Raw genomic sequence first — 22,693 nt, 5'->3', positions numbered from 1 at the left:
AACGCGAGATGTGGGGCAGGACTCGCCGTCCAGGCAATTGCGCCTTCGGCGCTTATTTCGGTTGTATCCAAGACAGCAGTGGTCTCCCACATCTCAAACGCGAGATGTGGGGCATCCGGTCTTGATGCAGTGGTTTCTGCTAGCTCAATCGTTGGCGTAAATCTACGCCCGTCATCTGTGCCGGCCCGTCGAGCTTCAGCATATTTAGAATCATCGGCGAGATATCGCGCAGCGAGCCGTCCGGCCGCAGGGTGTATTGGTCTGCATCCTCGCTCACGTAGATGAACGGCACCGGATTCGTCGTGTGCGCGGTGTGCGGGCCGCCGGTCTTGGGGTCGACCATCATCTCGGCGTTGCCGTGATCGGCGGTGATCAGCATTGAGCCGCCGTACTGGCGAATCGCCTGATAGATGCCGCCCAGGCAGGCATCGACGGTTTCGACGCCCTTGATAGTCGGAGCCAGCTTGCCGGAGTGACCGACCATGTCGGCGTTGGCGAAGTTCACGACGAGCAGATCGAAGGCCGTGTCCTGAACGGCTTTGATGACCACCTCAGCGATGCCGGCCGCAGACATCTCGGGAGCGAGATCGTAGGTCGCGACCTTCTGCGACGGGATGAGCAGACGGTCTTCTCCCGCAAACGGAGTTTCGATGCCTCCGTTGAAGAAGTAGGTCACGTGCGCATACTTCTCGGTCTCGGCGATGCGCAGGTTACGCATGTTGGCATTGGCCAGCATGTTGGCGAGCAGATTCTCCATCGACTCGGGCAGGATAATCATGGGCAGCGTGAAGGTTTTGTCGTACTGCGTCATGCAGACGTAGTGCAGGTTTTTGGGGACTTCATTGCGTGGGATTACGAGGTCCAGATCGTCGGCGCCGGGGAGATCGCGTCCCTGCTGCTTGGTAAGGCCGCTGTTGCGGACCAGCACCCGCGTAATCTGCCGCGCGCGATCGGCGCGGTAATTGAACATGATGCAAACATCTTCGTCGCGGATGACTCCGTTCGGATGTCCATGCTCATCTGTAACTACGAAAGGCACAATAAATTCGTCGGTGACGTCGTTGTTGTAGGACTCTTTCACGCGAGCGATGGGATCGGCGTAGGCTCCGCCCTCTGCTTTGCCGGTGACCATGGCGTCGAAGGCAAGCTTCTCGCGCTCCCAGCGCCGGTCGCGGTCCATCGCGTAGTACCGGCCCGAGACGGAAGCGATCTTACCGATCTGATATTCGCGCATCTTCTGTTCCAGGCTGGCAAGATATGCCGCGCCTGAGGTGGGCAGCGTGTCGCGCCCATCCATGAAGGCATGTACGAAGACCTTTTCCACGCCCTGCAGCTTGGCGGCTGCGAGCAGCGCGTAGAGATGGTTCTGATGCGAGTGAACGCCGCCGTCGGAGAGCAGGCCGAAGAGATGCAGCTGGCGTCCGCCCTGGGCGGCGCGCTTTAACGCGTCGGCAATCACAGGCTGGGTGGCGAATTCGCCCGCGGCGATCAGCGCATCGATACGCGTGATATCCATGCGCACCACGCGGCCCGCGCCGATATTCAGATGGCCGACTTCGCTATTCCCCATCTGCCCGTCGGGCAGCCCGACAAAATGATCGGAGGCGTGGAGCAGCGTGTTGGGATACTCGGCGAGCAGCTTGTCGTACGTGGGCTTGCGGGCGAGAGCGATGGCATTGTTTTCGGTCTGCGGGCGATAGCCCCAACCATCGAGAATGGTGAGGACGATGGGGCGGGTACGAACTGACATGTCTACTCCAGCGGCTGTTGGTGATTTCGATGGAAGCTCGGCGTGCTGAGATTCTTCGCGGCGCTCAGAATTGTGGTTCAAAGAATCGAAACAAATGCTACCCATCCTCTCGCAAACTCACGAGAGGATGGGTAGCCGATCGGCTGCTTCGTTCTGCTACTGCTGAGGAGCAGGTGTCGTCGTTGCGGGGCTCGCCGGCTTCGCAGCGGGAGCGGAACTCGAACCGGGGGCAGCGCTGGCACCGGGCGCATTGAGCGACGGCGCCGGCTTGGGCGCGTGCTCCTGCTGATACTGCTTGGCCGCGGCTTCGATCTCCGGACGATGACGGCTGACCACGTCCTGCGCCGTCTTCCGCGCCATCGTCATGCCCGCCTGCTGCGACTGCTGCAGAACCTCCGGCAGGGTCTCCATCATGTTCTTGCCAGCGGGGGTCTTGTAGAAGGCGATGATGCTGTCGGCGTCTTCCGTCGAGATGTGTTGCTTGTAGATGGCAATGATCGAGGCGTTCAGATCGTCCTTTTCGAGCGACTGCTGGAGATCGTCGGTCACATCCTTGGGCGCAAAGGGCAGGCTGGAGTGGAAGTAGTTCGTCATGCCATGGACCATCTGCTCTTTCATCTTGTCCGCGCCGGTTACTTCGAGCATCTTCTGGGCCTGCGCGTCGGTGAGCGGGTGGGCGGGAGCCGTGGAAACAGGCGCCTTTGCGGCGGGGGCCGCGGTGGCGGCGGGAGTGGAGGGCTTAGCGGGGGCTGCCGATTGAGCGAAGGCCGATCCCGCCAGAAGAGTACAACTCAGGGACAGGATAGCCGTCCGCATGTTTGCTCCAGTCATGGGTTGAAGGGTTGAGAGGCGCGCAGGTTGTGGATTGGCCTGCGCGCCGGTAAGAGGACTACTCGCCAAAGTTGACCGCTTCCAGGCCGAGGAACTCAGCCGTCTGTCCCAGCTCTTCTTCAATGCGCAGAAGCTGGTTGTACTTGGCGATACGGTCGGTGCGCGAAGCGGAGCCGGTCTTGATCTGCCCTGCGCCCGTGGCCACTGCAAGGTCGGCGATGAAGGTGTCTTCCGTCTCGCCGCTGCGATGGGAGATGATCGAGGTGTAGCCGTAGCGGCGCGCCAGGTCGATAGCTTCGAGCGTCTCGCTCACCGTGCCGATCTGGTTCACCTTGATCAGGATGGAGTTGGCGATGCCCTCGTCGATGCCGCGCTGCAGGCGCTCGGTGTTGGTGACGAAGAGATCGTCGCCGACCAGCTGCACGCGCTGGCCGACCAGCTCGGTCAGATAGCGCCAGCCCTGCCAGTCGTCTTCGGCCAGACCGTCTTCGATCGATACGATGGGATATTGGCGCGTCCACTCCTGCCAGTAGCGGGCCATCTCTTCGCTCGTCTTCTGGCTCTTGTCGGACTTCTTGAAGATGTAAGTGCCGCTCTCCTTGTCGTAGAACTCGCTGGCTGCGGGATCGAGCGCGATGGCGATGTCTTCGCCCACCTTGTAGCCGGCCAGCTCGATGGCCTCGAGGATTAGTTCGATGGCTTCGACATTGGACTTGAGAGAAGGTGCGAATCCGCCTTCATCGCCAACTGCCGTGCTGTATCCACGCTTCTTGAGCACGCCCTTCAGGGTGTGAAAGACTTCCGTGCCCCAGCGCAGCGCGTCGGAGAAGCGCTCCGCGCCTACCGGCATCACCATGAACTCCTGAAAATCCACATTGTTGTCGGCATGTGCGCCGCCGTTGAGGATGTTCATCATCGGCGTGGGCAGCACCGAAGCATTCACGCCGCCAAGATAGCGATAGAGCGGGATGTTGAGAGCGTTGGCGGAGGCCCGCGCCACGGCCATGGAAACGGCCAGGATGGCGTTTGCGCCGAGCTTGCTCTTGTTCGGCGTACCGTCCAACGACAGCATGGTCGCGTCGACCAGGCGCTGATTGGCAGCGTCGATGCCGGTCAACTCCGGAGCCAGAATGCTTTCTACGTTCTCGACGGCCTGCAGGACGCCTTTGCCCAGGTAGTGCGACTTGTCGCCGTCGCGTAATTCAACTGCCTCGTGTTCGCCGGTAGAGGCACCGCTGGGCACCGCGGCGCGACCCATCGCGCCTCCTTCGAGCACCACATCGGCTTCTACGGTCGGGTTTCCGCGCGAATCTAGAATCTCGCGCGCATGGATGGCAGCAATCTCCGTCATGTCACTCCTTGATATCTGGTGTTGTAAGCGGTCTTTGAGTTTCGGGCGGCGATCGACGAGGATGGATTCACCGGACGCTCCGCTGATTGTGTCGATGAAGCTCGTCATACTGTGGTTACAGGCCTTCCGCTTTCTTTCCGTGGGGTCCTCGCAATTCTAACAAAGAGCGGCGCGGCATTTCTCCGGCTGCCGCATTCGCAGAAATGTAACGTAAGCCGGTAACGGCTATGGTTCGCAGGCGCTTTGCCTACTGGTTTACAAGCCAAGCCTCGGCTACGCTTGAACCATCACAGTTCAGAAGTGATTGTCATTCCATCTCTTCATGCGATTTTGACGCGGGTTGGCAACGCTTCGAAAGATTGCGGGTTTGCAGAAAGAGCGCGCGGTTTGCGCCATCTGCTTACCGGGACTGACGGGCCACTTGAAAGCTCAATCGATTTCGATGCAAATGAGGTAGCTATGAAGCAGTTTCTCCATGGATGGACACCGGGACTCATCGTCGCAGCGGCAGTCACCCTCACCGGTGCGGCTTATGGACAGCAGGCAACCCAGCCGGCTTCAGACCCCTATCAGGGCGTGTCACAGCCGCCGCCGGACGACTCCATCGTAGCCAATCCGGATGCAGCTCCGGCCCCACCGCCAACTGCTGTTGTTTCCAAACCCGCTTATAACCCGGACGACGACATTGTGGGCTCCTCGCCAGTAGCGAGCCCGGCACAGTATTCCGATCCGGCTCCAAACAGCGCGGTCCTGGAAACACGTCCCAGTGAGACCCGCCCCAATCCAGACGCGGGCATCGTCAGCGTAATTCCCTCTTCCGGCAATGAGCTGCCTGAAGGAACCAATGTTCGGGTACGGCTCACGGAGCGGCTTTCGACCGTGGATACGACTGCCGGCTCACCCTTTCGCGGCGAAGTGACGACCGCGGTCTTCAAGGATGGCCGGATCATCATTCCTCCGGGCTCGATTCTCAAGGGGCGCGTAATCAGCGTCCGCCAGGGGCATCACTTCACTGGCGCGGCGACTCTTCATCTTCGGCCGGACATGATCCTGCTGCCCGACGGCACGGCCTATCATCTTTATGCGCAGGTCATCCAGTCCAAGGCTCCGGGCACCCGCACTGACAGTGAAGGCGGCATCCAGCCCAGCTCGCAGTGGAAGAAGGACACAGCGGAGTACGGCGTGGGCATTGGAGCCGGAGCCATTGCAGGCGCGCACTTTGCCGGACCGCACGGCGCTCTCATCGGAGCGGGCATCGGCGCCACCGTTATCACGGCGCATCTGCTCATGCAGCATCCCGCAGCCGCGGTAGTGCCTTCCGGCTCGGTGGTCACCTTCAGCCTTAGCGAACCCATGGAGCTTACTCCCACACGTAACTAACCTGCTTCATTCGATACTGACCGGGGATGCCTATGGCATCCCCCTTTTTATTTGCTCGAGTGATTGGTTGGCTCTTGTAGACTTCCGTGCTGCGGGAGGTTTCCATGTCCACAGCCAAGGTTGTTCCTGAGGGATACCACAGCGTTCAGCCCTATCTCATCTTCAAGCGCACGGGTGAGGCCATCGACTTCTACACCAAAGCCTTCGGAGCAAAGGAACGCCTGCGCATGGCGGGCAAGGATGGCAGAATCGGCCATGCCGAGATTGAGATCGGCGACTCCTGCCTGATGATGGCGGATGAAAATGCGAGCTTCGAAGCTTTTAGCGTAGAGCATTTCGGCGGGTCGCCGGTCAGCCTGATGGTCTATGTCGCCGATTGCGATGCAATGTACAAGCAGGCTCTCGCGGCGGGAGCAACATCCACGCGAGAGCCCGCCGATCAGCCTTACGGCGACCGCATGGCGGGGGTGAAGGATCCCTTCGGCTACTTCTGGTATCTCGGCACCCGAATCAAAGGCATGACGAAGGAAGAGCTGGAGCAATTGATGTAAATCTGCATGTTGCAAGGGTTTGAGAAAATCTCGGGCCGGGATCGGGGTACGGCATCGCTGAGATTTTTAGCTTCGCTTGGAATGATTGGCTCTTTTATGGCAAGATGACGCGGCTCTTTACGGGCGTTCGCAGACTACCTATTTGGAGAGCGGCCGCATCTCACCCCTTGGAGAGTTGTTCAATCCCGGTGGTGAGTGCAGACGATGAATCAGGCTCTTTTCAATGCCCAACCAAAGCTGAACACGATCGATCCGTTGTCCGGTGCAAATGGAGAAATTGGCAGCATTCCATTACAGAGCAAGCCGTTTGTCGTGCCTTCGAATGCAGAAACAAAGGCGAGCGGAAGCAGCGTGATTACTCCCGTTGTGGTTCACGTCCCGCAGCTCGACCTGCTCAACGTGCTGCGTGGGACGCATGAAGTTGTGGAGCTTCCCCGCCCCAGGAAAGAATCCAGGCATAAGAATTCCTCTGATGAAAAGGGAGCCCGGCCTTCCGAAGGCGGCGGCACGCTACGTGTAATGCGAGCGCTCAGGGCCTGTGTCGAAGCGATCTCCATGCGCGTCGCATCGTAGTCTTCCCGACTAATTATTCAATTCCGGGGAACCTGTTCGAGCAGGCGCTTCCAGTTCTTGCGGTTGCGGCGATAGGTTTTCTTCAGATCTTCAAGAATGCGCTCGAAGTCTCCGTGGCCGTGCAGGCGATTCCATGCCGGATTTTTGGAAAACCACGGATAGTTTTCATTGCCGAGATAGATCGCCCGCCGCAGCCAGTGCAGCGCTTCGCTCTCGTCGCCATCAACGGCGAAATAGGTTGCCAGACGATAGGCCATTTCGCTGTCGGCTTCCGCGGCGGCCATTGAATCTTCTTCAATCATGGATGCGGCTCGATCGCGCTCACCGACCTGCGCATAGCACATGGCCAGCGTGGGATAGGCGATCCTCATGCTGTCGTCGTCGCGAATGACCTCTTCCAGAATGGCGATAGCCTGCCGCAGATCTCCCTGCCGCATGTGCTGATAAGCGACCGAGGTGCGCAGCAGCGGATGCCTGGGCTCCAGGGTGAGTCCTTTGTCCAATTCTTCTTGCGCCAGCTCGAGCTGGTTCTGATATTGATACACACGGGCGCGGTGGTTGTAGATCATCGGCGCATTGGAGGGGTTCAGGCTGAGCGAGCGGTTGAACTGCTCGAGCGCCTGCTCATACATGCCGTCGATGCGCAGCGTCATACCCGCTACCATGTGGACGTTCCAGTCATTGGCGGCGGTGTTGAGCAGGTTTTCGATGCCGTGGCGGGCGCTCTCCTTCTCTCCGCGCGAAAGCAGCATATAGACACGGTAGAGATTGGCCTCGACGGAGCCGGGATCGATCTCGAGCGCGCGATCGAAGGCGCGGCGCGCGGCCATTACATGCAGGCGGCCGCCGAAGCCGTGACGCACATATTGCAAATGGGTGATGCCCAGGCCGGTGAAGGCAGGAGCGAAGATTGTATCGCGCTCGGTTACGCTTTCGAAGAGCTCGCGGGCGCGATCCAGATCGGAGCGGCTGCCGGTGCGCTGCATGAACGACGAAAGCATGGCACGGGCCTGCAGATATTCCTCGGACAGATCTTCGGCCAGCGGCTGCGCATGCGGATTGGCGCGCTCCGGCTGCTGGCTGAGTTGGCCAATGCCCTGCAGCGAGGCGAAGACCTCATTGCAGATCTCGGTCTGCACCGCAATGAGATCGAAAGACGGCACGCTGATCGCACCGCCGGCGCGCACGCTCTCGCCGGGAACGTTGAGCAGCTGCCAGTTGAGATCGAAGCCTTTCTCCGAACGCAGAAAATTTCCCGCCAGCACCCACTCGACGAGCAACTTGTGCCCGATGGACATGGGGTCCATCTGGGCCAGCGGAAGGTGCATGAGCGAGCTCGACGGCCGCACCACCAGGGATGACATGCGCGCCAGGCGCGCGGCAATGGCGTCGGCCAGGGCAAAGCCGTAGAGCGGAGCGACCTCGGACGGTCCGAAGTTCTGGAACGGCAGCACGAGGATGGTGTTGCGTTTCTCCTGCGTGTCCCCCGATTCGCGAAAGCGCTCGGCGAGCATGGAGAGCAGGCCGGTGGCGCGCTTCTCGGCCTCGGCTGTTGACGGCGGAAGGTTGGCGGCAGCGTCCCCGGGAATGATTCCGGTCTCGATCTGCAGCGCCTTCATGATGGTCTTCAGTCCCTCGCGCACATCCGCGGCGCTCGAATAGCGCTCGGCGGGAATCTTCTGCAGGCAGCGGAAGATCAGCGAGCTCAGCTCGGCGGGAGCGTCGAGCGATGCGGGGTCATGGAACTGGATGGCGCGGATGCTCTGGAACTCGTCCATATCAGGCCGGGCGAAGGGATGCCGGCCGGCAGTCAGCTCATAGAGGATCACGCCCAGCGCCCAGAGATCGCTCTGCACGCTGCTGTGGCCAGTGACGAACTGCTCGGGAGCCATGTAGGCGATGGTCCCGCCGCGCGCGGTGTAGGTTGCGGCGGCAGAGCCGACCTTGCGCCGGGTCGGCTTGGCCGGATCGAACTCGGCTTCTTCCGGATTGAGGCGACGGGCCAGGCCGAAGTCGAGAATCTTGACCAGGCCGCCATCGGTAAGCATGACGTTCGCTGGCTTGAGATCGCGGTGGAAGATGCCCAGCGAGTGGGCCGCGCTAAGTCCGTCGGCGATCTGAATCCCTACCGAAAGAATGAGCTGCAGGCTGGCCGGGCCGCGCGCGATGAGCTTGTCGAGCGACTGGCCGGGCACATACTGCATGACGATGAAGGAGTCTTCGCCCTCTTCGCCGACTTCATAGATGGCGCAGACGTTGGGATGCTCGATGGCCGAGGCCATGCGCGCCTCACGCAACACCGTGCTGCGCATCTGCTCGAGCGTAAGCGCGCCGCGCTTCAGCACCTTGAGCACCACCGGCCGCATCAGCAACGTGTCGTTGGCCAGATAAACGATGCCGCTTCCGCCCGCGCCCAGACGGCGGATCAGCTCATAGTGCTCGATCATGCGATGTTTCATTCTGGATTTAGTTTAACGAAGAAGCGGCTCGCGTTACGCTAACCGGCAGATGCTGGATTTCCGCTGTGACACGGAGCTTTTTGACGTGCTCTCTTGTGAAACTGGCGGCGATTGCACACGCTTGAAATTAGCCGTGGCGCTCCGAGCGAACAACAGGTCCCTTCGGCGAGCTCAGGGCACGCTGTTCGACTCCCCTTCGGGGCGCTCCGGACGACGAATTGATTGAGGTTTCTGTTCGCCGATTAAGGTTTCGGGCTTGCGGTAGGCTTCAGGTTCGCGATGATCTGTTGGAAGAGCGGCACATTGCCGCGCGTTCCAGCGTAGTTGGCCAGCCATCCCTGCTGCAGCGAGATGCAGGCCAGCGCGGCACCTGCCGGCATATCGCGGGAGACCGATCGCGGCCTCGCCTCGAGGCAATCGATTCCGGAGGGAAGGTCTGCCGGCGCAGCGACGTTGAAGTCCGAGATGGGATGCGACTGGCGGAAGAGGCTCTTCCACTCCTCGGCCTGCTGCTGCGGGGTGCTGCGAGCATCGGGCAGGAGGAGGTTAACGTAGATCAGTTCCGGTCCGCGCGCCTCGAGATTCAGGGTTTTGGGCGGCTTCTGCAGGGTGACTCCCTGGGGATTCGCCTGAAAATCGTCGCCTGCCTGGTTCATGTCCGCCGTCCAGCCTAAGGGCACCTGCACCCGCAGGCCGCGATACTTAACGGCATTGCCATGGACCACGTGCCATCCCAACGCGGTCAGCGCCGGAGCGTAGTACACCGCAACGCCAACCAGCGGGATGCAGAGCAGGGCGAAGATCTTTCCCGGCAGAGGAACCGCTTTGCGGGTTCTTCGTCCGATCTCGCTGGGCGCTGCGACGTTGAGTGCCTGAACCTTGGACATGAAGATCAGATTCTTGCATGAATAGGGTAGTCACACCAATCAGAAACTTTGCGAAACAGCTACCACTTTCCGGGGTGGTACATTTCGCATCAAAACTTCCCATAGGAGAAACGATGACGACAGAAGCAAAGAGGTGCGGCCATCAATCGTGCCGCTGCCTGGTGGAGGAAGGCAGGATATTTTGCGGCCCGTGGTGCGAGGGCGCGAAGCGCAGCGTCGAAGAGATCGTCTGTGACTGCGGGCATCCTGCGTGTAAGGAGAGTATGTCGGCGCGGGAGTAAGGGACGGAAAATGGCGGAGTCCGAGGCTGAGGCCCAGCCATGGTGAGGGCACTGACAAACTGCAGGTCCTTCGACTCGCTTTGCTCGCTCAGGATGACGAATTCTGAGCGGGTGCTGAAAGACAGCAACGGAGTCTAGTTTCTAGCCCCTTCAGTGGCCGCCGTGGCCCATGGGGCGGCTGGTGCCCTCTGCCGGTTGGGTACGCGGGCGTTTGTCGGCGCGGCGTCCCAGTGTGAACATGGTGGTTCCGAAGACCAGCATCACCACTCCCCAGATGAGATTGATGTCCATGCCGGCGGAGCGCTCGTAGATCACGCTGCCGCGGGTGAAGAATCCGTAGAGGCTCATGATGACTCCCACGATGGTGAAGAGCAGGCCCATGGGGATGCGCAGATCGAGGTTCATCGGTGTCTCCTCCGGCTATTTGAAGATCAGGTTGAGTACGACGAGCATGGCGATCAGCCCTACGGCGATGTTCTTGGGACGCGCGTACCAGGCCATGTGATGCTCGACCGGCTTGGGAGTGAGCGAATAGACCAGCCCCACCAGCTCCGGCTCGGGTCGCGGCTTGGTCAGGAAGCTGATGATGACGGTGAGCACGAAGTTGGTGGAGAAGGCCCAGATCGCGGTCCAGAAGTTTTGCGCCATCTCGCTGGGATACATGTGAACGACGGTGATCCATCCGCCGTGGATGCCGGGATGAGCGTCGGCCGGCAGCGTGAGGCCGTGGTGAATGATCGCGGCGACCGTGCCGCTCACCAGCCCGGTGAAGGCGGCGTGGCCGGTGGTCCGCTTCCAGAACATGCCCAGCAGGAAGGTGGCAAACAGCGGGGCGTTCACGAAGGAGAAGACCAGCTGCAGGGTATCCATGATGTTGTTGAAGCCCACGGCGGCGTAGGCCGTGGCCATGGAGAGTAAGATACCCCCGACCGTCGCCCACCTCCCCATTTTGAGGTAGTGTGCGTCGCCTGCGTTCTTTTTGATGTAGGACTGATAAAGATCGTAGGTCCACACTGTGTTGAAGGCGGTCACGTTCCCTGCCATGCCGGACATGAAGCTGGCCAGCAGTGCGGTGAGTCCCAGGCCGAGAATGCCGGTGGGAAAGTAGTGCAGCAGCATGTTGGGGATGGCCAGATCGTAGTCGAGCAGCGCATTTCCCTTCCCGTCCGTCATGACCTTGCCGCTGACCGGATCGACCTTGGCGGGGATCAATCCCTTGCCCAGCTTGGTTGGGTCGCTCAGGTCATTGGCCGACTGCGGCCGTGCAGGCGCATTCAGCGTCGGAGCCTGATTCATGGCATGCTGCGTGAGGGCCGGCGTGGCGATGGCGATCAATCCCGGCAGGATGACCAGGAACGGAAAGAGCATCTTGGGGATGGCGGCGATCAGCGGCACGCGGCGCGCGGATTCTTCGGAGTCCGAGGCCATGGCCGTCTGGATGACCAGGAAATCCGTACACCAGTAGCCGAAGGAGAGCACGAAGCCCAGCCCCATCGATAGCCCGAACCACTCCACACCTAAAGGATTGGTATGGGCATTGGTCATGCCTCGCCAGGAATGCGTATAGGCCGCGGGCAGAGAGGCTTTCAGTCCGTTCCATCCGCCGACATTTTTGAGGCCAACCCATACCAGCGGCAGGAATCCCGCAACGATGAGAAAGAACTGCAGGACCTCGTTATAGATGGCGCTGGTAAGTCCGCCGAGAAAGATGTAGCCGAGCACGATGATCGCGGAGAGGATGATGGCGAAGTGGAAGATCCATCCCACCGGCAGGTTGAGCTTGAGAAAGAGCGAGTCGAAGACGTGCAGCGTCTGGATGAGGCGCGCCATGGCATACATCGAGATGCCCGAAGAGAAGACGGTCATCACGGCGAAGGAGCAGGCGTTGTAGGCGCGAGTCTTCTCGTCAAATCTGAGTCTCAGAAACTCCGGCACCGAGCGCGCCTTCGATCCGTAGTAGAACGGCATCATGAAGACGCCGACGAAGATCATCGCGGGGATGGCGCCGATCCAGTAGAAGTGGCTGGTGGCGATGCCATACTTGGCGCCCGAGGCGCCCATGCCGATGACTTCCTGCGCGCCGAGGTTAGCGGAGATGAAAGCCAGGCCGCAGATCCACGCGGGAAGCGAGCGCCCGGCCTGAAAGAAATCCTTGCTGGTCTTCATGTACCGCTTCAGTGCAAAGCCGATGCCTAGCACGAAGACGAAGTACAGAAGCATGATGAGCCAGTCGATGGTCGTCAAATCCACAATGCAGCCCCACAATCGCCGTTATCTCGCGTCAATGTACACGTTTTCATCGGGATGGGCAATGATCTGAAGAACGGCTGCAGTCAAATTGAATTGCGGTGAACTTCTGAATTTTTTTTTTTGGATTTCTGTGTCTCTCACTAGCCCCTGCAATCAAGCTCAGCTGAAAGCGTCCAATATCGTTCACTGAGACGATGGCAATCGGGACAGTCTTTCGATTTCATAGCGGTATGCTCTCATGCCTAATGCGCTCGGCAGGAGTTAGGCGACTATACACTTGCCGCACAATAGCGCTAAGCATAGGCTTTCGGCATGTGGGCAAGTTTCCTCAGGTTATTGCGTCAATCGTGGCAAATTTTTCTCAACGGGCAAGGTACGACCGCGTTGGGATTCGCTTCGACCTGGATCGTTGCCGCTGTTTCAGGTCTCATTGTTACTGGTTTCATCTTCCGAATTCGCGGGAAGGCTGAGATGATGAGGCACTGGAAACAAAATGTCATCATCGTTTTCGCAGGCGCAATTGGGGGAAATATCGTCTGGTATGTCCCCATTTTTGCTTGCGGTATTGTACGAACGGTTTATACCGATCACCAGCAAAGCGTGACTACAATCGAACGCCTTCAAGGTTTTGCCGTGAACGAAAGCCGATATCGGCAATCTCTGAGAGAGTCGCAGGCCAAAGCTGAGAATTGGCGCGAAGCCTATACGGGGATTTCTAAAGGCGAAGCCGTGCCAGATAGGATAATCAGCGCGGAGAACGCAGATCGCTTGCATGACAAGTTAGCGGAATATGCGAAGCATTCTGGGGATAGCAAGTATTCCACGGTCAGAATCGCGCCGGCCTTCTATGAAGATCGCGAGTCTACTAATCTAGCTATGCACCTACTGAAGATATTCAAGGATTCTCATTGGTCTGCTAAATGGGAAGGAAGCCATGCGGAGGCATTAAGAAGCCTCATATATACATCGGCCCCAGGTGTGGCGATTTATAGCGATGACCCGCACAACCAGGCAATTTGGATCATGTGGATACTAAAGGATGCGGGGATTGATGCGTATGTTGCGGAAGACACACCTCCAGGCTTCAAGGGAACATTGGTTTGCGTGGAATATAAACAAAATCAGGAGTTGATTCAGCCGTGAAGCCTGAGTGCCACGAAGGGTCAGAAGCTAGAAAACTGACACCGTTCTTGCAGCTGCAAATCGTCCCAAAAACACACATCCACTCATCAAGGCCAAGAGGCGAGCCCCCGAAGATAATACTGACCTTCAAAGACAACTGCTGTTAAGAGGATCGATGAAGTAAATAATCGCTTGTTGAAGTGCCTCAGGCCCCCACGTAGCCATATTGCGCCTATTACTTTTGTGTGCCAAGTATGTCACTGTCGAAGTTAGGTTATGCGCAGGAGAGACAGAAATAAGATGGCCGGGCTTACCCGGCCATTCGTCTTTTGTATCTGCCGCGACTGCGGCAGATAGATTACTTCGATGGCGAGAGGATGGGGTCGAGGCGGTCTTCTGTTCCCTCCACCCGCTCCAGGTGCGGATAGCGTAGTCCGCCGTGGTAGTCGAGAGAGACGGTTTGCAGCTGGTCGTCCCGCTTCAGCAGCAGCTTGATCGGCGACTTGTCCTTCTCCGCCGACAGGATGGCGTCGCGTAGAGCGGCGACGCTGAAGGTCTGATCGTTCACGCCTACCAACTGCATGTCGGGCGTGATGCCCGCCTTGAAGGCCGGGCCGTCCCAGGCCACCGATCCCAGCTCGCCGTTGCCCATCACGCTGAAGCCAAGCGAGGTGGCGAAGCTGGTTCCGCGCGGGTTGTCGCCGTGCTTCATCCACTCCGGCTGGTGATCGTTGTAGACCAGCTTGTAGCCGCCCTGCGTGAATCCGTTCTCCGGCACTTCGGGATGCAGATCGTAGACGCGCGTCTTGAGGAAGTTCGCCCAGTCGTAGGGTTGAACGGTGTTCAATGCCGTCACCAGATCGTTGAAGGTGTAGGTTTCGGTGATGTAGCTGCCGTTGTCCACGCCGTAGAAGAGCTTGGCGAAGTCATCGAGCGACTTCTGGCCGTTGCTCAGCTCGCGGATCTTGGTATCGGCATCGAGCCAGATGAGCATTCCCTCGGTGTAGTAGTCTTCGGGGCGCTGCCAGCTCACCCAGCTTACCGGCGTGCGCTGCGAGACGGTCGGCTGATTGGTGGTGTCGACCATGGGACGCCACTTGCGTCCCGGGCTGGTCTCGAAGGTGGCCGCGACCCCAGCGAGAAGATCGCGCGCCTGTTCAGGGGTGCGCATGCCGGCGCGCGCGGTCAGCACGTTGCCGTAGTACTGGGTCATGCCTTCGTAGACCCAGAGCAGCTCATCCTGCATGGGGACATCGAAGTTGGGAGTCCAGAGACCGGCGGGGCGGCGGAATTTGCCGTCCCATGAGTGGGTGTATTCGTGGGCCAGCAGGTCGCGGCGCTGAACGCCCGCAGCCCAATCGGTGAAGTAATTGGCGACGGTGCCATCTTCGCTGGACTGGTGGTGCTCCAGGCCTTCGCCGCCGATGATGTCGCTAACCGAGAAGAGGAAGTCGTAATGATCGTAGTGGTGGGAGGCGAAGAGCTTCCTGGCTTCGAGCACCATGTTGCGGTGAAGCTGCAGCTCCTCGGGAGTGATCTCAAGCTCGGCCGGCGTGTCGGCAAAAACATCGAGATACACCTTGTTGCTGCTGTCCGTCGAGAGATCGACGCGCTTGAAGTTGACGCCCGCGTAGAGCGGCGAATCGACCAGCTTGTTCAGCGGCGTGTCGTCGAAGTGGACGAGATTGCCCTTCTGCGATTTCGTCTCGAGCGCGGTGGCGTACTTCCAGCCCTCGGGTAGCTTGATGGACGGCGAGTACTGGATGCGCCGCGAGAAATATCCGGCTGGATAAAGGACGACGGTGTTCCACGAAAGGTCGACGAAGTTCGACGAGAAGGAGATGCGGCCTTCGCCTTTTTTGACCGGCGCCAGATACTGGAAGTTCACATCCAGCGTCTTAACGCCCTGCGGCACGTCGATGTGGTAGGCGTACACGTTCACCGGATCGCGCACCCACTCGAGGCGCTTGCCATTCGCGGTTACAACCAGACCGGCCATCTTCGAGATGGGACCGGTGGGCGAGTGCGTGCCGGGAATCCACTGCGGATAAAGCAGGGTCAGCGGTCCGGCTGCGACGGGAACAGTCTCATGCACCTCCGCAACACGATGCACAACGTCGGTCAGATCGACCAGCAGGGAGAGGGTGCCGGGATAGGCCACATCCGCAGGCGTGGCGATGGGCGGCGGCAGAGGAATGGGCTGGGGGCCAGGGGAGTTTTGGGCGTGTACAGGAGTGGAAGCGGCAACGGACAGGGCAGCGAAGAGCGTCATAGCGCCCCTACGGCAGAACGATGAATATGTCACAGAAAGCTCTCCAGAGTTACAAATCCAATGTATATGTTTTGTGGATTTGCTTCCCGGGCGGACGGCGTGATTATGGAAGCCGGAGCGTCTCGAAGCTGCGCTCGAGTTCGAGGCAGAGCGCTTCGACTACCAGCTCGTGATCGGCGCGCTGGGGTAGTCCGGAGACGGTGACCGACCCGATGATGCCTGCGTTCAAGACACGCAGCGGGAAGCAGCCGCCGTGGCTGGCGTAGTCGGCCACAGCGAGGCCGTAGCGCTCGAAGAGATTGGAGCTCTTCTGCTCCATCTCCAGGCCGATGGCGTAGGAGCTGCGGTGGAAGCGGGCCGTCACGTTGCTCTTACGTCGGACCCATTCGACATTGTCGGGAGCAGTGCCGGGCAGCGCAGTATAGAAGAGCGGCTGCCCGAAGCGGCGTACGTCGATGACCAGCTTGCCTCCACGTTCGACGGCCAAGGAACGAAGGCGGGAGCCTAGTCGCCACGCGGTTTCTTCGTCGAAGCTGGTGAACTGGAGTTCGTGTTCCTGAACGGCAATGCGGGCGAGGTCTTTGGCGATAGACATGCAGTGATTCTCAAAGCCACTTTAGCATCGGCGCTACTCCCGGGCGAATCGGCATGAGAACAGTTTTCGCAGCGGGAATTCGAATTCACGGGCTACGCGTCTAAAAGCTTTCCGCGCAACCGCGGGACCGGCTAGAATCGCGCCAGGAATCAACAGAGGACCTACGCATGTTCCGACAGCTGGCGGCGTCTTATCTTGTCTGGGCGGCATCGGTTGTTTTCGGCCAGGCTACGCAGGTTACACCTGACGGTAAACTCCTGACTCTCGGCCAATACTGCTACACGATCACGGCTCCGAACCAAGGGGTTCCGAAGCCAATCGGTATTACCTTCCAGAGCATTACGCGCGAACAGGTCCTGGGAGTCGATGCGCTGGCGATCGTCGTGCATCAGCATCTGTACAGCGGGAAATTCGATATGCGGGATAGCTTCTTGCTGCGACGCGACGATCTCCGGCCCATCCGTCTTGATACCGATTTCAACGGTTCGCCTCATGTCCATCTTGATTACAGTGACCGGCACATCTCGGGCTGGAAGATGGCTGGCGCGACGAAGCAGCCGATCGACATAGCGATCAACGGGCCGGTATGGGATGGGAATCTTTGGGGAGAGACGTTCGCGGCACTGCCGCTCACCGCGGGTGCTTCAATGACGCTGCCCGTCTATCAATACAATTCCGGACTGGGCACGTTTTACGTCGATGCGCTGGGCCAGCATGAGGAACATACTCCCTGGGGAACCTTCCAGGGATGGAGGGTGAAGGCCGGCCTCAGCCACTCCGAGCAGGTGGAATACACGGTATCCACCCATCCGGGACTGGAGATTTCGTATACCGCTGGACCTTCGTCGCAACGGATCGGCGGCGATTGTGGAGCTCTTCAGTAGGCGGATGGCTATTCAGGACCGGTGTGCGAATGCGGCAGACGGACCAACAGCTGTATCTGCCTCATCGCCGAGATCCATGGCTGCGATGAGACCGTTCTTCACGGTGAACACGTGAAGAACTTCGCTGTCCGATAAAACATCCCCCTGAAGACTATTGACGAGTTGGTGCACGCGGACGCGGATCTTGCCTCCATCTTCCGCGGCGATTGCGAGCGGTTCGACATGGGGATCAAACTCGCTCCATTGCCGAGTCCAATAGGCGCGGATCTCTTCTTTTCCGATAACCTTGCCGCCTTCCGAAGCCTTGGGCCAGCTCACGTCCTGCGTCATCAGTGCTAATGCACCGTCGATGTCCCGCTTGTTGAATGCGGAGTACGCCTGCTCAATAAGGGCCGTAGTGTCTGGCATTCATCCTCCTGTAACGCTTGCCATGCGATCAACTCTCATTATCCGGCAGGCTGGGATCACGGGCCCAGCGCGGCGGCTTCTGTCCTGGCGAAGAGCAGGGGCGCGAGGTCGGGATCGGCGTCCTTCCAGTAGGTGAAGAAGGCGGCGTATTGGGCGCGGGCTTTGGCCTTGTCTCCCTGCAGCGCTTCGGCGCGCGCCAAGCCCAGCAGGCTGAGCGGATAGGCTACGTTCATTCCCGGCTGTTGGGAGAGCACGAAGATGCTGCGATGACCCAGCGCCACGTTGAAGTCGCTCTCGGCCGCTGCGCCATCTTTCAGGGCCAGATGCGCGAGTCCGCGCAGGTAGGAGCCGATGCCTAGCGTGTCGTAGTCTTCGGCGGCGCGCAGAGCGTCGAGCGCAGCCTGCGGACGCTTCTGCCCCAGCTCGATGGCCGCACCGATGTCGGGAAGATAGACGTGATTGACCAGCGTGTCCTGAGGGAAGGCTTTGGCCAGCGATTGTTCGATGTCCATGGCGCGCGCCGGCTCGCCGCACAGCCCGTAAGCGATGGCCGCGGTTCCCTGCATGGAGCGATCCTGATCCAATTGCAGGGCGCGCTGCAGCGCAGAGGTTGAATCTCCGCAATTACCGGCGAGCGCCGCATCGAGCGTGCGCTGCGCGATGGGCATCGCCGTCGCGCTTTCCATCTTTTGCTGAGTCATCCGGTCGATGGCTCGCTGCCATTCGCCGGCGGCCTTCTGCAATCGCCCCTGGTGCTCATCGAGCAGCGCCATCTGCAGATCGAGGAGAAAACCATCGGTGCGGTCGCGCGCCCAGTCTATCTGCTGCCGGACCGCGGCGCTGTCTCCGAGCAGATAAGCCGTGAAGATCCACGTCCCGCGTATCGATGCGTCGTCCGCGAGCCCCAGCGACTCGGCCTTCTGATAAATGTCCTTAGCGTCTGTGAAGCGATTGAGCGAGGTGAGCGCCAGCATCGCGTTGACGTATCCCGACCCGGCCTTGGGCTGCATGCCAATGGCCTTCTCGGCCTGCTCGTAGGCCTGTTCGTATTCGCCGAGGATGAGATAGGCGACGGAGAGATCGGTGGGAACCTTGGGCTCGTTCGGATAGCTCTGTCCATACAGCCGGAGTGCGTCGATGGCCTGGGGCAGATCCCCGGTAACGTCGAGGTTGTATTGCACGCGGATGTAAAGCCGCTCGCGGTCGGAGACCTTGCTGGCCAGATCGAAGGCGCGGGAGATGGCGGCATTTCCGCGAGACTGATTGCCGATGGCAACGTAGGCCACGCCCATGCGCGCGTAGGCCATGGCAAAGGAGGGATCGAGATCCACCGCCTGTTGATAGGAACCGACGCTCTGGGAAAAATTCGCCTGCGCCAGTTGACGCTCGCCCCGGGCATAGGCGCGAAAGGCCTGCAGCGATGAGGTCGTGGCGGGCTTCAACACAGCGTCCGGCTTGGGGACGGCGGGCAGCGAGGCGGCAAGCTGTTGCGCAAGTGCTTCCGCTGCCGTGCGCAGTGAATCGAGCACGCGGCCTTTTCCATCGGCCTGCGCGGCCTCGCGCGCCAGCACGTCTCCCGTCATCGCGTTCTGGGCTTCGAGCGCGATCAGGTATTCGTTGCCGATGTTGGACACCGTTCCGTTGACCACCGCCTTGATGCCTTCGCGTTCGGCGATCTCGCGGGAGATGGCCGGCGTCACCTTTTCGTCGGACGGCTTTTCGAGATAGGCGAGGCTGTCGCGCAGATGCTCGTCGCTCACCACATCGAGCGAGGGCGACTGCTGCAGCTGAACGCTCAACGCCTGCCGCAACGTTTCGTTAAAGGCGGGGTCGCCGGTGCGATTGATGAATTCGGAGACGATGATGGGATCGGTCTGCGCCAGCTTGGGGCGAGGCCGCGCCTTCCACCAGGAGAGGGCGGCATACGCGACGCCCGCCAAAACCAGAATGGCCACTGCGGCGATGATCCACTTCCCTGCCGAAGATCCTCCGATACGTTGAGGAGTGGGGGGATGGTATCCGCTGGCGACGCGGAGTCTGGAAGAAGTTGTGCCTCCGCCGGTGCGGCCCAGCTGGGTCTCCTGAATCTGCGTGAGATCGGCAGCCAGTTCCGCGGCCGAGGCATAGCGCTTGTCCCGATCCTTGGCTAGAGCCTTGAAGATGACGCGCTCCAGATCGCGCGGAAATTGCGGATTGCGCTTGCGGATGGATTCCGGCTCGTGGGTGAGCAGCGAAGCGAAGATTTCCGGAATGGACGCGCCAAAGAACGGAGAGGAGCCGGTGGCCATCTCGTAGAGCACGACGCCGGTCGCAAAGACGTCCGCGCGGGCATCGACCGGTTCTCCGCGCGCCTGCTCGGGAGCCATGTAGGCCGCGGTTCCGGGAGTGAGGCCGTAGCTGCTGAAGGTGTTCTCCGCCATGGACATGGTGGCATCGCCGGGCAGACTGGGCGCGCTGTACTTGGCGATGCCAAAATCGAGGACCTTCAGGATGCCGTGGCCCTGGCTACGGCGGGTGACGAAGAGATTCGTGGGCTTGATATCGCGATGCAGGATGCCGCGGCCATGCGCCTCCGACAAGGCGCAACACAGCTGGATGCCGTAATCGAGAAGCTGATCGAGGGGCAGGGAGTGCCCGTGGATGACGCGCTTGAGGGTGTCGCCTTCGAGCAGTTCCATGACCAGGTACGGTTGGCCATCCTGCTCGCCGACATCGTAGATGGTGCAGATATTGGGATGGTTGAGCGCCGACGAGGCACGGGCTTCGCGCATGAATCGCTCGTGAGAGCTGAGGCTCGGGGTGATGGGAGTGGGAGTATTGTTGTCGAGATAGCTTTCGGCGACGACCTTCAGGGCCACGTCACGATTGAGACGGGCATCCCGCGCGCGATAGACCTTCCCCATCCCGCCGTGACCGATCTCTTCGACGATTTCATAAGGTCCGAATCTGGCGTGCATCTGCATACGGAGTACGGAGCGGGGTGAGCCAAGTGTAACCGTTCGCGGTGCTATATCAAATTCTCATTCGGTAAACTTCCTCGTATGCCGGATGCGAAGACAATGGCGGTGACGCCAATTACCCTCGAAGGCCAGCACGTCGTGCTCGAACCGATGCGGATGGAGCATCTCGATGAGCTCGCGGCGGTAGGACTCGAGCCCAGCATCTGGAAATGGATGCCGATGCGCGTGGAGAGCCGAGCTGATCTTCAACGTTGGATGGAACAGGCGCTGAAGCAGGCCGCGCAGGGATGGGCGCTTCCCTTCGTGACCCGGGCGGTTGCGGACAAGCGCGTCGTGGGCTCGACACGCTACATGGATATCGACGCGCGCAATCGCGGACTGGAGATCGGCGGCACCTGGCTGGCTCCGGCATGGCGGAGGACGGGCATCAATGTGGAGGCTAAATATCTCCTGATGCAGCACGCCTTCGAAGAGCTGGGCGCGATCCGGGTCGCGCTCAAAACCCACCACGAGAATCTGCAATCGCAGACGGCCATCGCGGCCCTGGGAGCGAAGCAGGAAGGAATCTTTCGCAATCACATGATCATGCCCGATGGCAGCTTTCGGCACTCGGTGTGGTTCAGCGTGACCGCCGAGGAATGGCCCGGAGTGAAGGCGCGACTGCGGGAGCGGATGGCGCGATACAGCTAAAATTTGTGGCTGCGCAAAGCTGACCGGGTTCATTACCGCTGCAGACGATCCTATATACTCGGCTATCCGGCCTAAGTTTAGTTATCAACTCCAATCAATAGGAGAATTTCCATTCCTTCGCGTCGAAATCATCTTCTTGCCTTCTGCGTACTGTTGCCTGCGGGGTCGTTTGCCCTCGCTCAAAGCACGCCCCCGCACGACATCGTTATCGCCAATGCCACGGTCATGACCGTGACCCACGGCACGGTCGAGCACGGCAGCGTGTGGATTCATGACGGGAAGATCGCCGGCTACGGAGCCACGGTCAACGCTCCCGCGGATGCCGTCAAGATCGATGCCTCGGGAAAATATCTGACGCCGGGCATCATCGATCCCCACTCGCACTCGGCTCTGAACAATGACGTGAACGAGGCCACCAGCCCGGTCACTCCGAGCATGATGATGATCGACGCCTTCGACAATCGCGACAAGGCTCTCTACCAGGCGCTGGCCGGGGGCGTGACGACAGAGCTGCTGCTGCACGGCTCGGCAAACATGATCGGTGGCCAAGCCGTGGTCATCAAAAACAAGTTTGGGCTCTCGCGCGACGCGATGCTCTTTCCCAACGCGCCCCGCTCCATCAAGTTCGCCAGCGGCGAGAATCCCAAGCGGGTGTATGGAAGCCGCGGTCAGCTGCCTTCGACGCGCATGGGCAACTTCGAGGTGATGCGCCAGGCTTTTGAAGATGCCAAGGTCTACATGGCCAAGTGGGACGACTACAACGCCAAGGTGGCGAAGGGCGAGAAGGACGCGGTCAAGCCGGCTGTCGACCTGAAGCTCGAAGCGCTCGCGGACGTGCTGCGCGGCAAGCTCTATGTGCAGATCCACTGCTATCGCGCCGATGAGTTTCTCACCGAAGAGGCCATCGCCAAAGAGTACGGGTACAAGATTCGCGCCTTCCATCATGCGCTGGAGATGTACAAGGTGGGCGACAAGATCGCTCCGACGGGCACGGCCATCGCCACTTTCGCGGACTGGTGGGGCTACAAGGACGAAGCCTGGGATGCGATCCCATGGAACGCAGTGATGTCCATGCATCAGGGCATACGCGTTGCTCTCAAGAGCGATTCGAACGACTACATCCGCCGCTTAAACCAGGAGGCGGGCAAGATGGTGCGCTACGGCGGCGCCACCGAGGAAGAAGCCCTGCGCATGATCACGCTGAACCCGGCGTGGATCATCGGCGTCGATGACCATGTGGGCTCGATCGATACCGGAAAGGACGCCGACCTGGTGATCTGGAATATGGACCCGCTTTCCACCTACGCGCGCGCCGAGAAGGTCTATATCGATGGCGATCTCTTCTTCGACAGCAGCCTCTCCGGCTTTGGAACGACGCACTTCAGCGGCGTGATGCACGACGCGAGCGGCAACGGCAATGACGATGCCGACGGCGAAGGAGGCAACTGA

At 60.0% G+C, this 22,693-nt stretch carries 18 protein-coding genes; 7 read left to right on the top strand and 11 right to left on the bottom strand.

The features are described from left to right. Window positions 1-139 precede the first annotated feature (139 nt). The 3 genes from gpmI to eno form a co-directional block, all read right to left on the bottom strand. Window positions 140-1,750 carry a 2,3-bisphosphoglycerate-independent phosphoglycerate mutase gene (gpmI, locus tag XX99_RS09700; RefSeq protein WP_050059132.1) on the bottom strand — a complete coding sequence of 537 codons (1,611 nt, stop codon included), beginning with the start codon at window positions 1,748-1,750 and terminating at the stop codon, window positions 140-142. A gap of 156 nt (window positions 1,751-1,906) precedes the next feature. After that, window positions 1,907-2,566, bottom strand: coding sequence for a DUF2059 domain-containing protein (locus XX99_RS09695; RefSeq protein WP_050059131.1), 660 nt, complete (start codon window positions 2,564-2,566; stop codon window positions 1,907-1,909). A 73-nt stretch (window positions 2,567-2,639) separates the two neighbouring features. Continuing rightward, window positions 2,640-3,932 (bottom strand): phosphopyruvate hydratase, encoded by a 1,293-nt coding sequence (gene eno / locus XX99_RS09690; protein WP_050059370.1) that lies wholly within the window; start codon window positions 3,930-3,932, stop codon window positions 2,640-2,642. Window positions 3,933-4,391: 459 nt separating this feature from the next. Here eno and XX99_RS09685 point away from each other — a divergent pair, with 459 nt between their 5' ends. From XX99_RS09685 to XX99_RS09675, 3 genes are all read left to right on the top strand, one after another. After that, on the top strand, window positions 4,392-5,312 hold the full coding sequence (locus XX99_RS09685; protein ID WP_050059130.1) for a hypothetical protein: 921 nt from the start codon (window positions 4,392-4,394) through the stop codon (window positions 5,310-5,312). 104 nt (window positions 5,313-5,416) lie between these two features. Then, entirely contained in the window at window positions 5,417-5,863 is a 447-nt protein-coding gene (locus tag XX99_RS09680) for a VOC family protein (protein WP_050059129.1), read from the top strand. Between the two features lie 204 nt (window positions 5,864-6,067). Continuing rightward, window positions 6,068-6,436 (top strand): hypothetical protein, encoded by a 369-nt coding sequence (locus XX99_RS09675; RefSeq protein WP_050059128.1) that lies wholly within the window; start codon window positions 6,068-6,070, stop codon window positions 6,434-6,436. A gap of 17 nt (window positions 6,437-6,453) precedes the next feature. Here XX99_RS09675 and XX99_RS09670 read toward each other — a convergent pair whose 3' ends face one another. From XX99_RS09670 to XX99_RS09655, 4 genes are all read right to left on the bottom strand, one after another. Continuing rightward, window positions 6,454-8,895: a serine/threonine-protein kinase gene (locus tag XX99_RS09670; protein WP_050059127.1), complete on the bottom strand. Its 2,442-nt coding sequence runs from the start codon at window positions 8,893-8,895 to the stop codon at window positions 6,454-6,456. 242 nt (window positions 8,896-9,137) lie between these two features. Continuing rightward, on the bottom strand, window positions 9,138-9,782 hold the full coding sequence (locus XX99_RS09665; protein ID WP_050059126.1) for a hypothetical protein: 645 nt from the start codon (window positions 9,780-9,782) through the stop codon (window positions 9,138-9,140). A gap of 431 nt (window positions 9,783-10,213) precedes the next feature. Continuing rightward, on the bottom strand, window positions 10,214-10,468 hold the full coding sequence (locus tag XX99_RS09660) for a hypothetical protein (RefSeq protein ID WP_050059125.1): 255 nt from the start codon (window positions 10,466-10,468) through the stop codon (window positions 10,214-10,216). Between the two features lie 15 nt (window positions 10,469-10,483). Next, on the bottom strand, window positions 10,484-12,283 hold the full coding sequence (locus XX99_RS09655; protein ID WP_082125468.1) for a sodium:solute symporter family protein: 1,800 nt from the start codon (window positions 12,281-12,283) through the stop codon (window positions 10,484-10,486). Between the two features lie 342 nt (window positions 12,284-12,625). Here XX99_RS09655 and XX99_RS09650 point away from each other — a divergent pair, with 342 nt between their 5' ends. Further along, the gene (locus tag XX99_RS09650; protein ID WP_050059124.1) at window positions 12,626-13,456 is read left to right on the top strand and encodes a hypothetical protein; all 831 of its coding nucleotides are present in this window, start codon (window positions 12,626-12,628) and stop codon (window positions 13,454-13,456) included. Between the two features lie 337 nt (window positions 13,457-13,793). Here the strand turns inward: XX99_RS09650 and XX99_RS09645 are convergent, their stop codons facing one another. Together XX99_RS09645 and XX99_RS09640 are read right to left on the bottom strand one after the other, a co-directional pair. Then, complete coding sequence (locus XX99_RS09645) at window positions 13,794-15,707, bottom strand: M61 family metallopeptidase (protein ID WP_050059123.1); 1,914 nt, start codon at window positions 15,705-15,707, stop codon at window positions 13,794-13,796. A gap of 103 nt (window positions 15,708-15,810) precedes the next feature. Further along, entirely contained in the window at window positions 15,811-16,302 is a 492-nt protein-coding gene (locus tag XX99_RS09640) for a heme-degrading domain-containing protein (protein WP_050059122.1), read from the bottom strand. A 167-nt stretch (window positions 16,303-16,469) separates the two neighbouring features. Between XX99_RS09640 and XX99_RS09635 the strand changes: the two genes are divergently transcribed. Next, window positions 16,470-17,186 carry a DUF3108 domain-containing protein gene (locus tag XX99_RS09635; protein WP_050059121.1) on the top strand — a complete coding sequence of 239 codons (717 nt, stop codon included), beginning with the start codon at window positions 16,470-16,472 and terminating at the stop codon, window positions 17,184-17,186. Window positions 17,187-17,198: 12 nt separating this feature from the next. Here XX99_RS09635 and XX99_RS09630 read toward each other — a convergent pair whose 3' ends face one another. Then, window positions 17,199-17,594: a nuclear transport factor 2 family protein gene (locus tag XX99_RS09630; protein WP_050059120.1), complete on the bottom strand. Its 396-nt coding sequence runs from the start codon at window positions 17,592-17,594 to the stop codon at window positions 17,199-17,201. Between the two features lie 56 nt (window positions 17,595-17,650). Next, a complete protein-coding gene (locus XX99_RS09625) occupies window positions 17,651-20,551 on the bottom strand; it encodes a serine/threonine-protein kinase (protein WP_184084778.1) in 2,901 nt (966 codons plus the stop codon). Between the two features lie 102 nt (window positions 20,552-20,653). On the opposite strand from XX99_RS09625, the gene XX99_RS09620 reads away from it, so the two are divergent. Further along, window positions 20,654-21,244 carry a GNAT family N-acetyltransferase gene (locus XX99_RS09620; protein ID WP_050059118.1) on the top strand — a complete coding sequence of 197 codons (591 nt, stop codon included), beginning with the start codon at window positions 20,654-20,656 and terminating at the stop codon, window positions 21,242-21,244. 153 nt (window positions 21,245-21,397) lie between these two features. Next, window positions 21,398-22,693 carry an amidohydrolase gene (locus XX99_RS09615; RefSeq protein WP_231581224.1) on the top strand — a complete coding sequence of 432 codons (1,296 nt, stop codon included), beginning with the start codon at window positions 21,398-21,400 and terminating at the stop codon, window positions 22,691-22,693.

Source organism: Silvibacterium bohemicum, assembly GCF_001006305.1.
Taxonomy (GTDB): domain Bacteria; phylum Acidobacteriota; class Terriglobia; order Terriglobales; family Acidobacteriaceae; genus Silvibacterium; species Silvibacterium bohemicum.
This window is presented reverse-complemented; position numbering and strand designations above follow the sequence as displayed.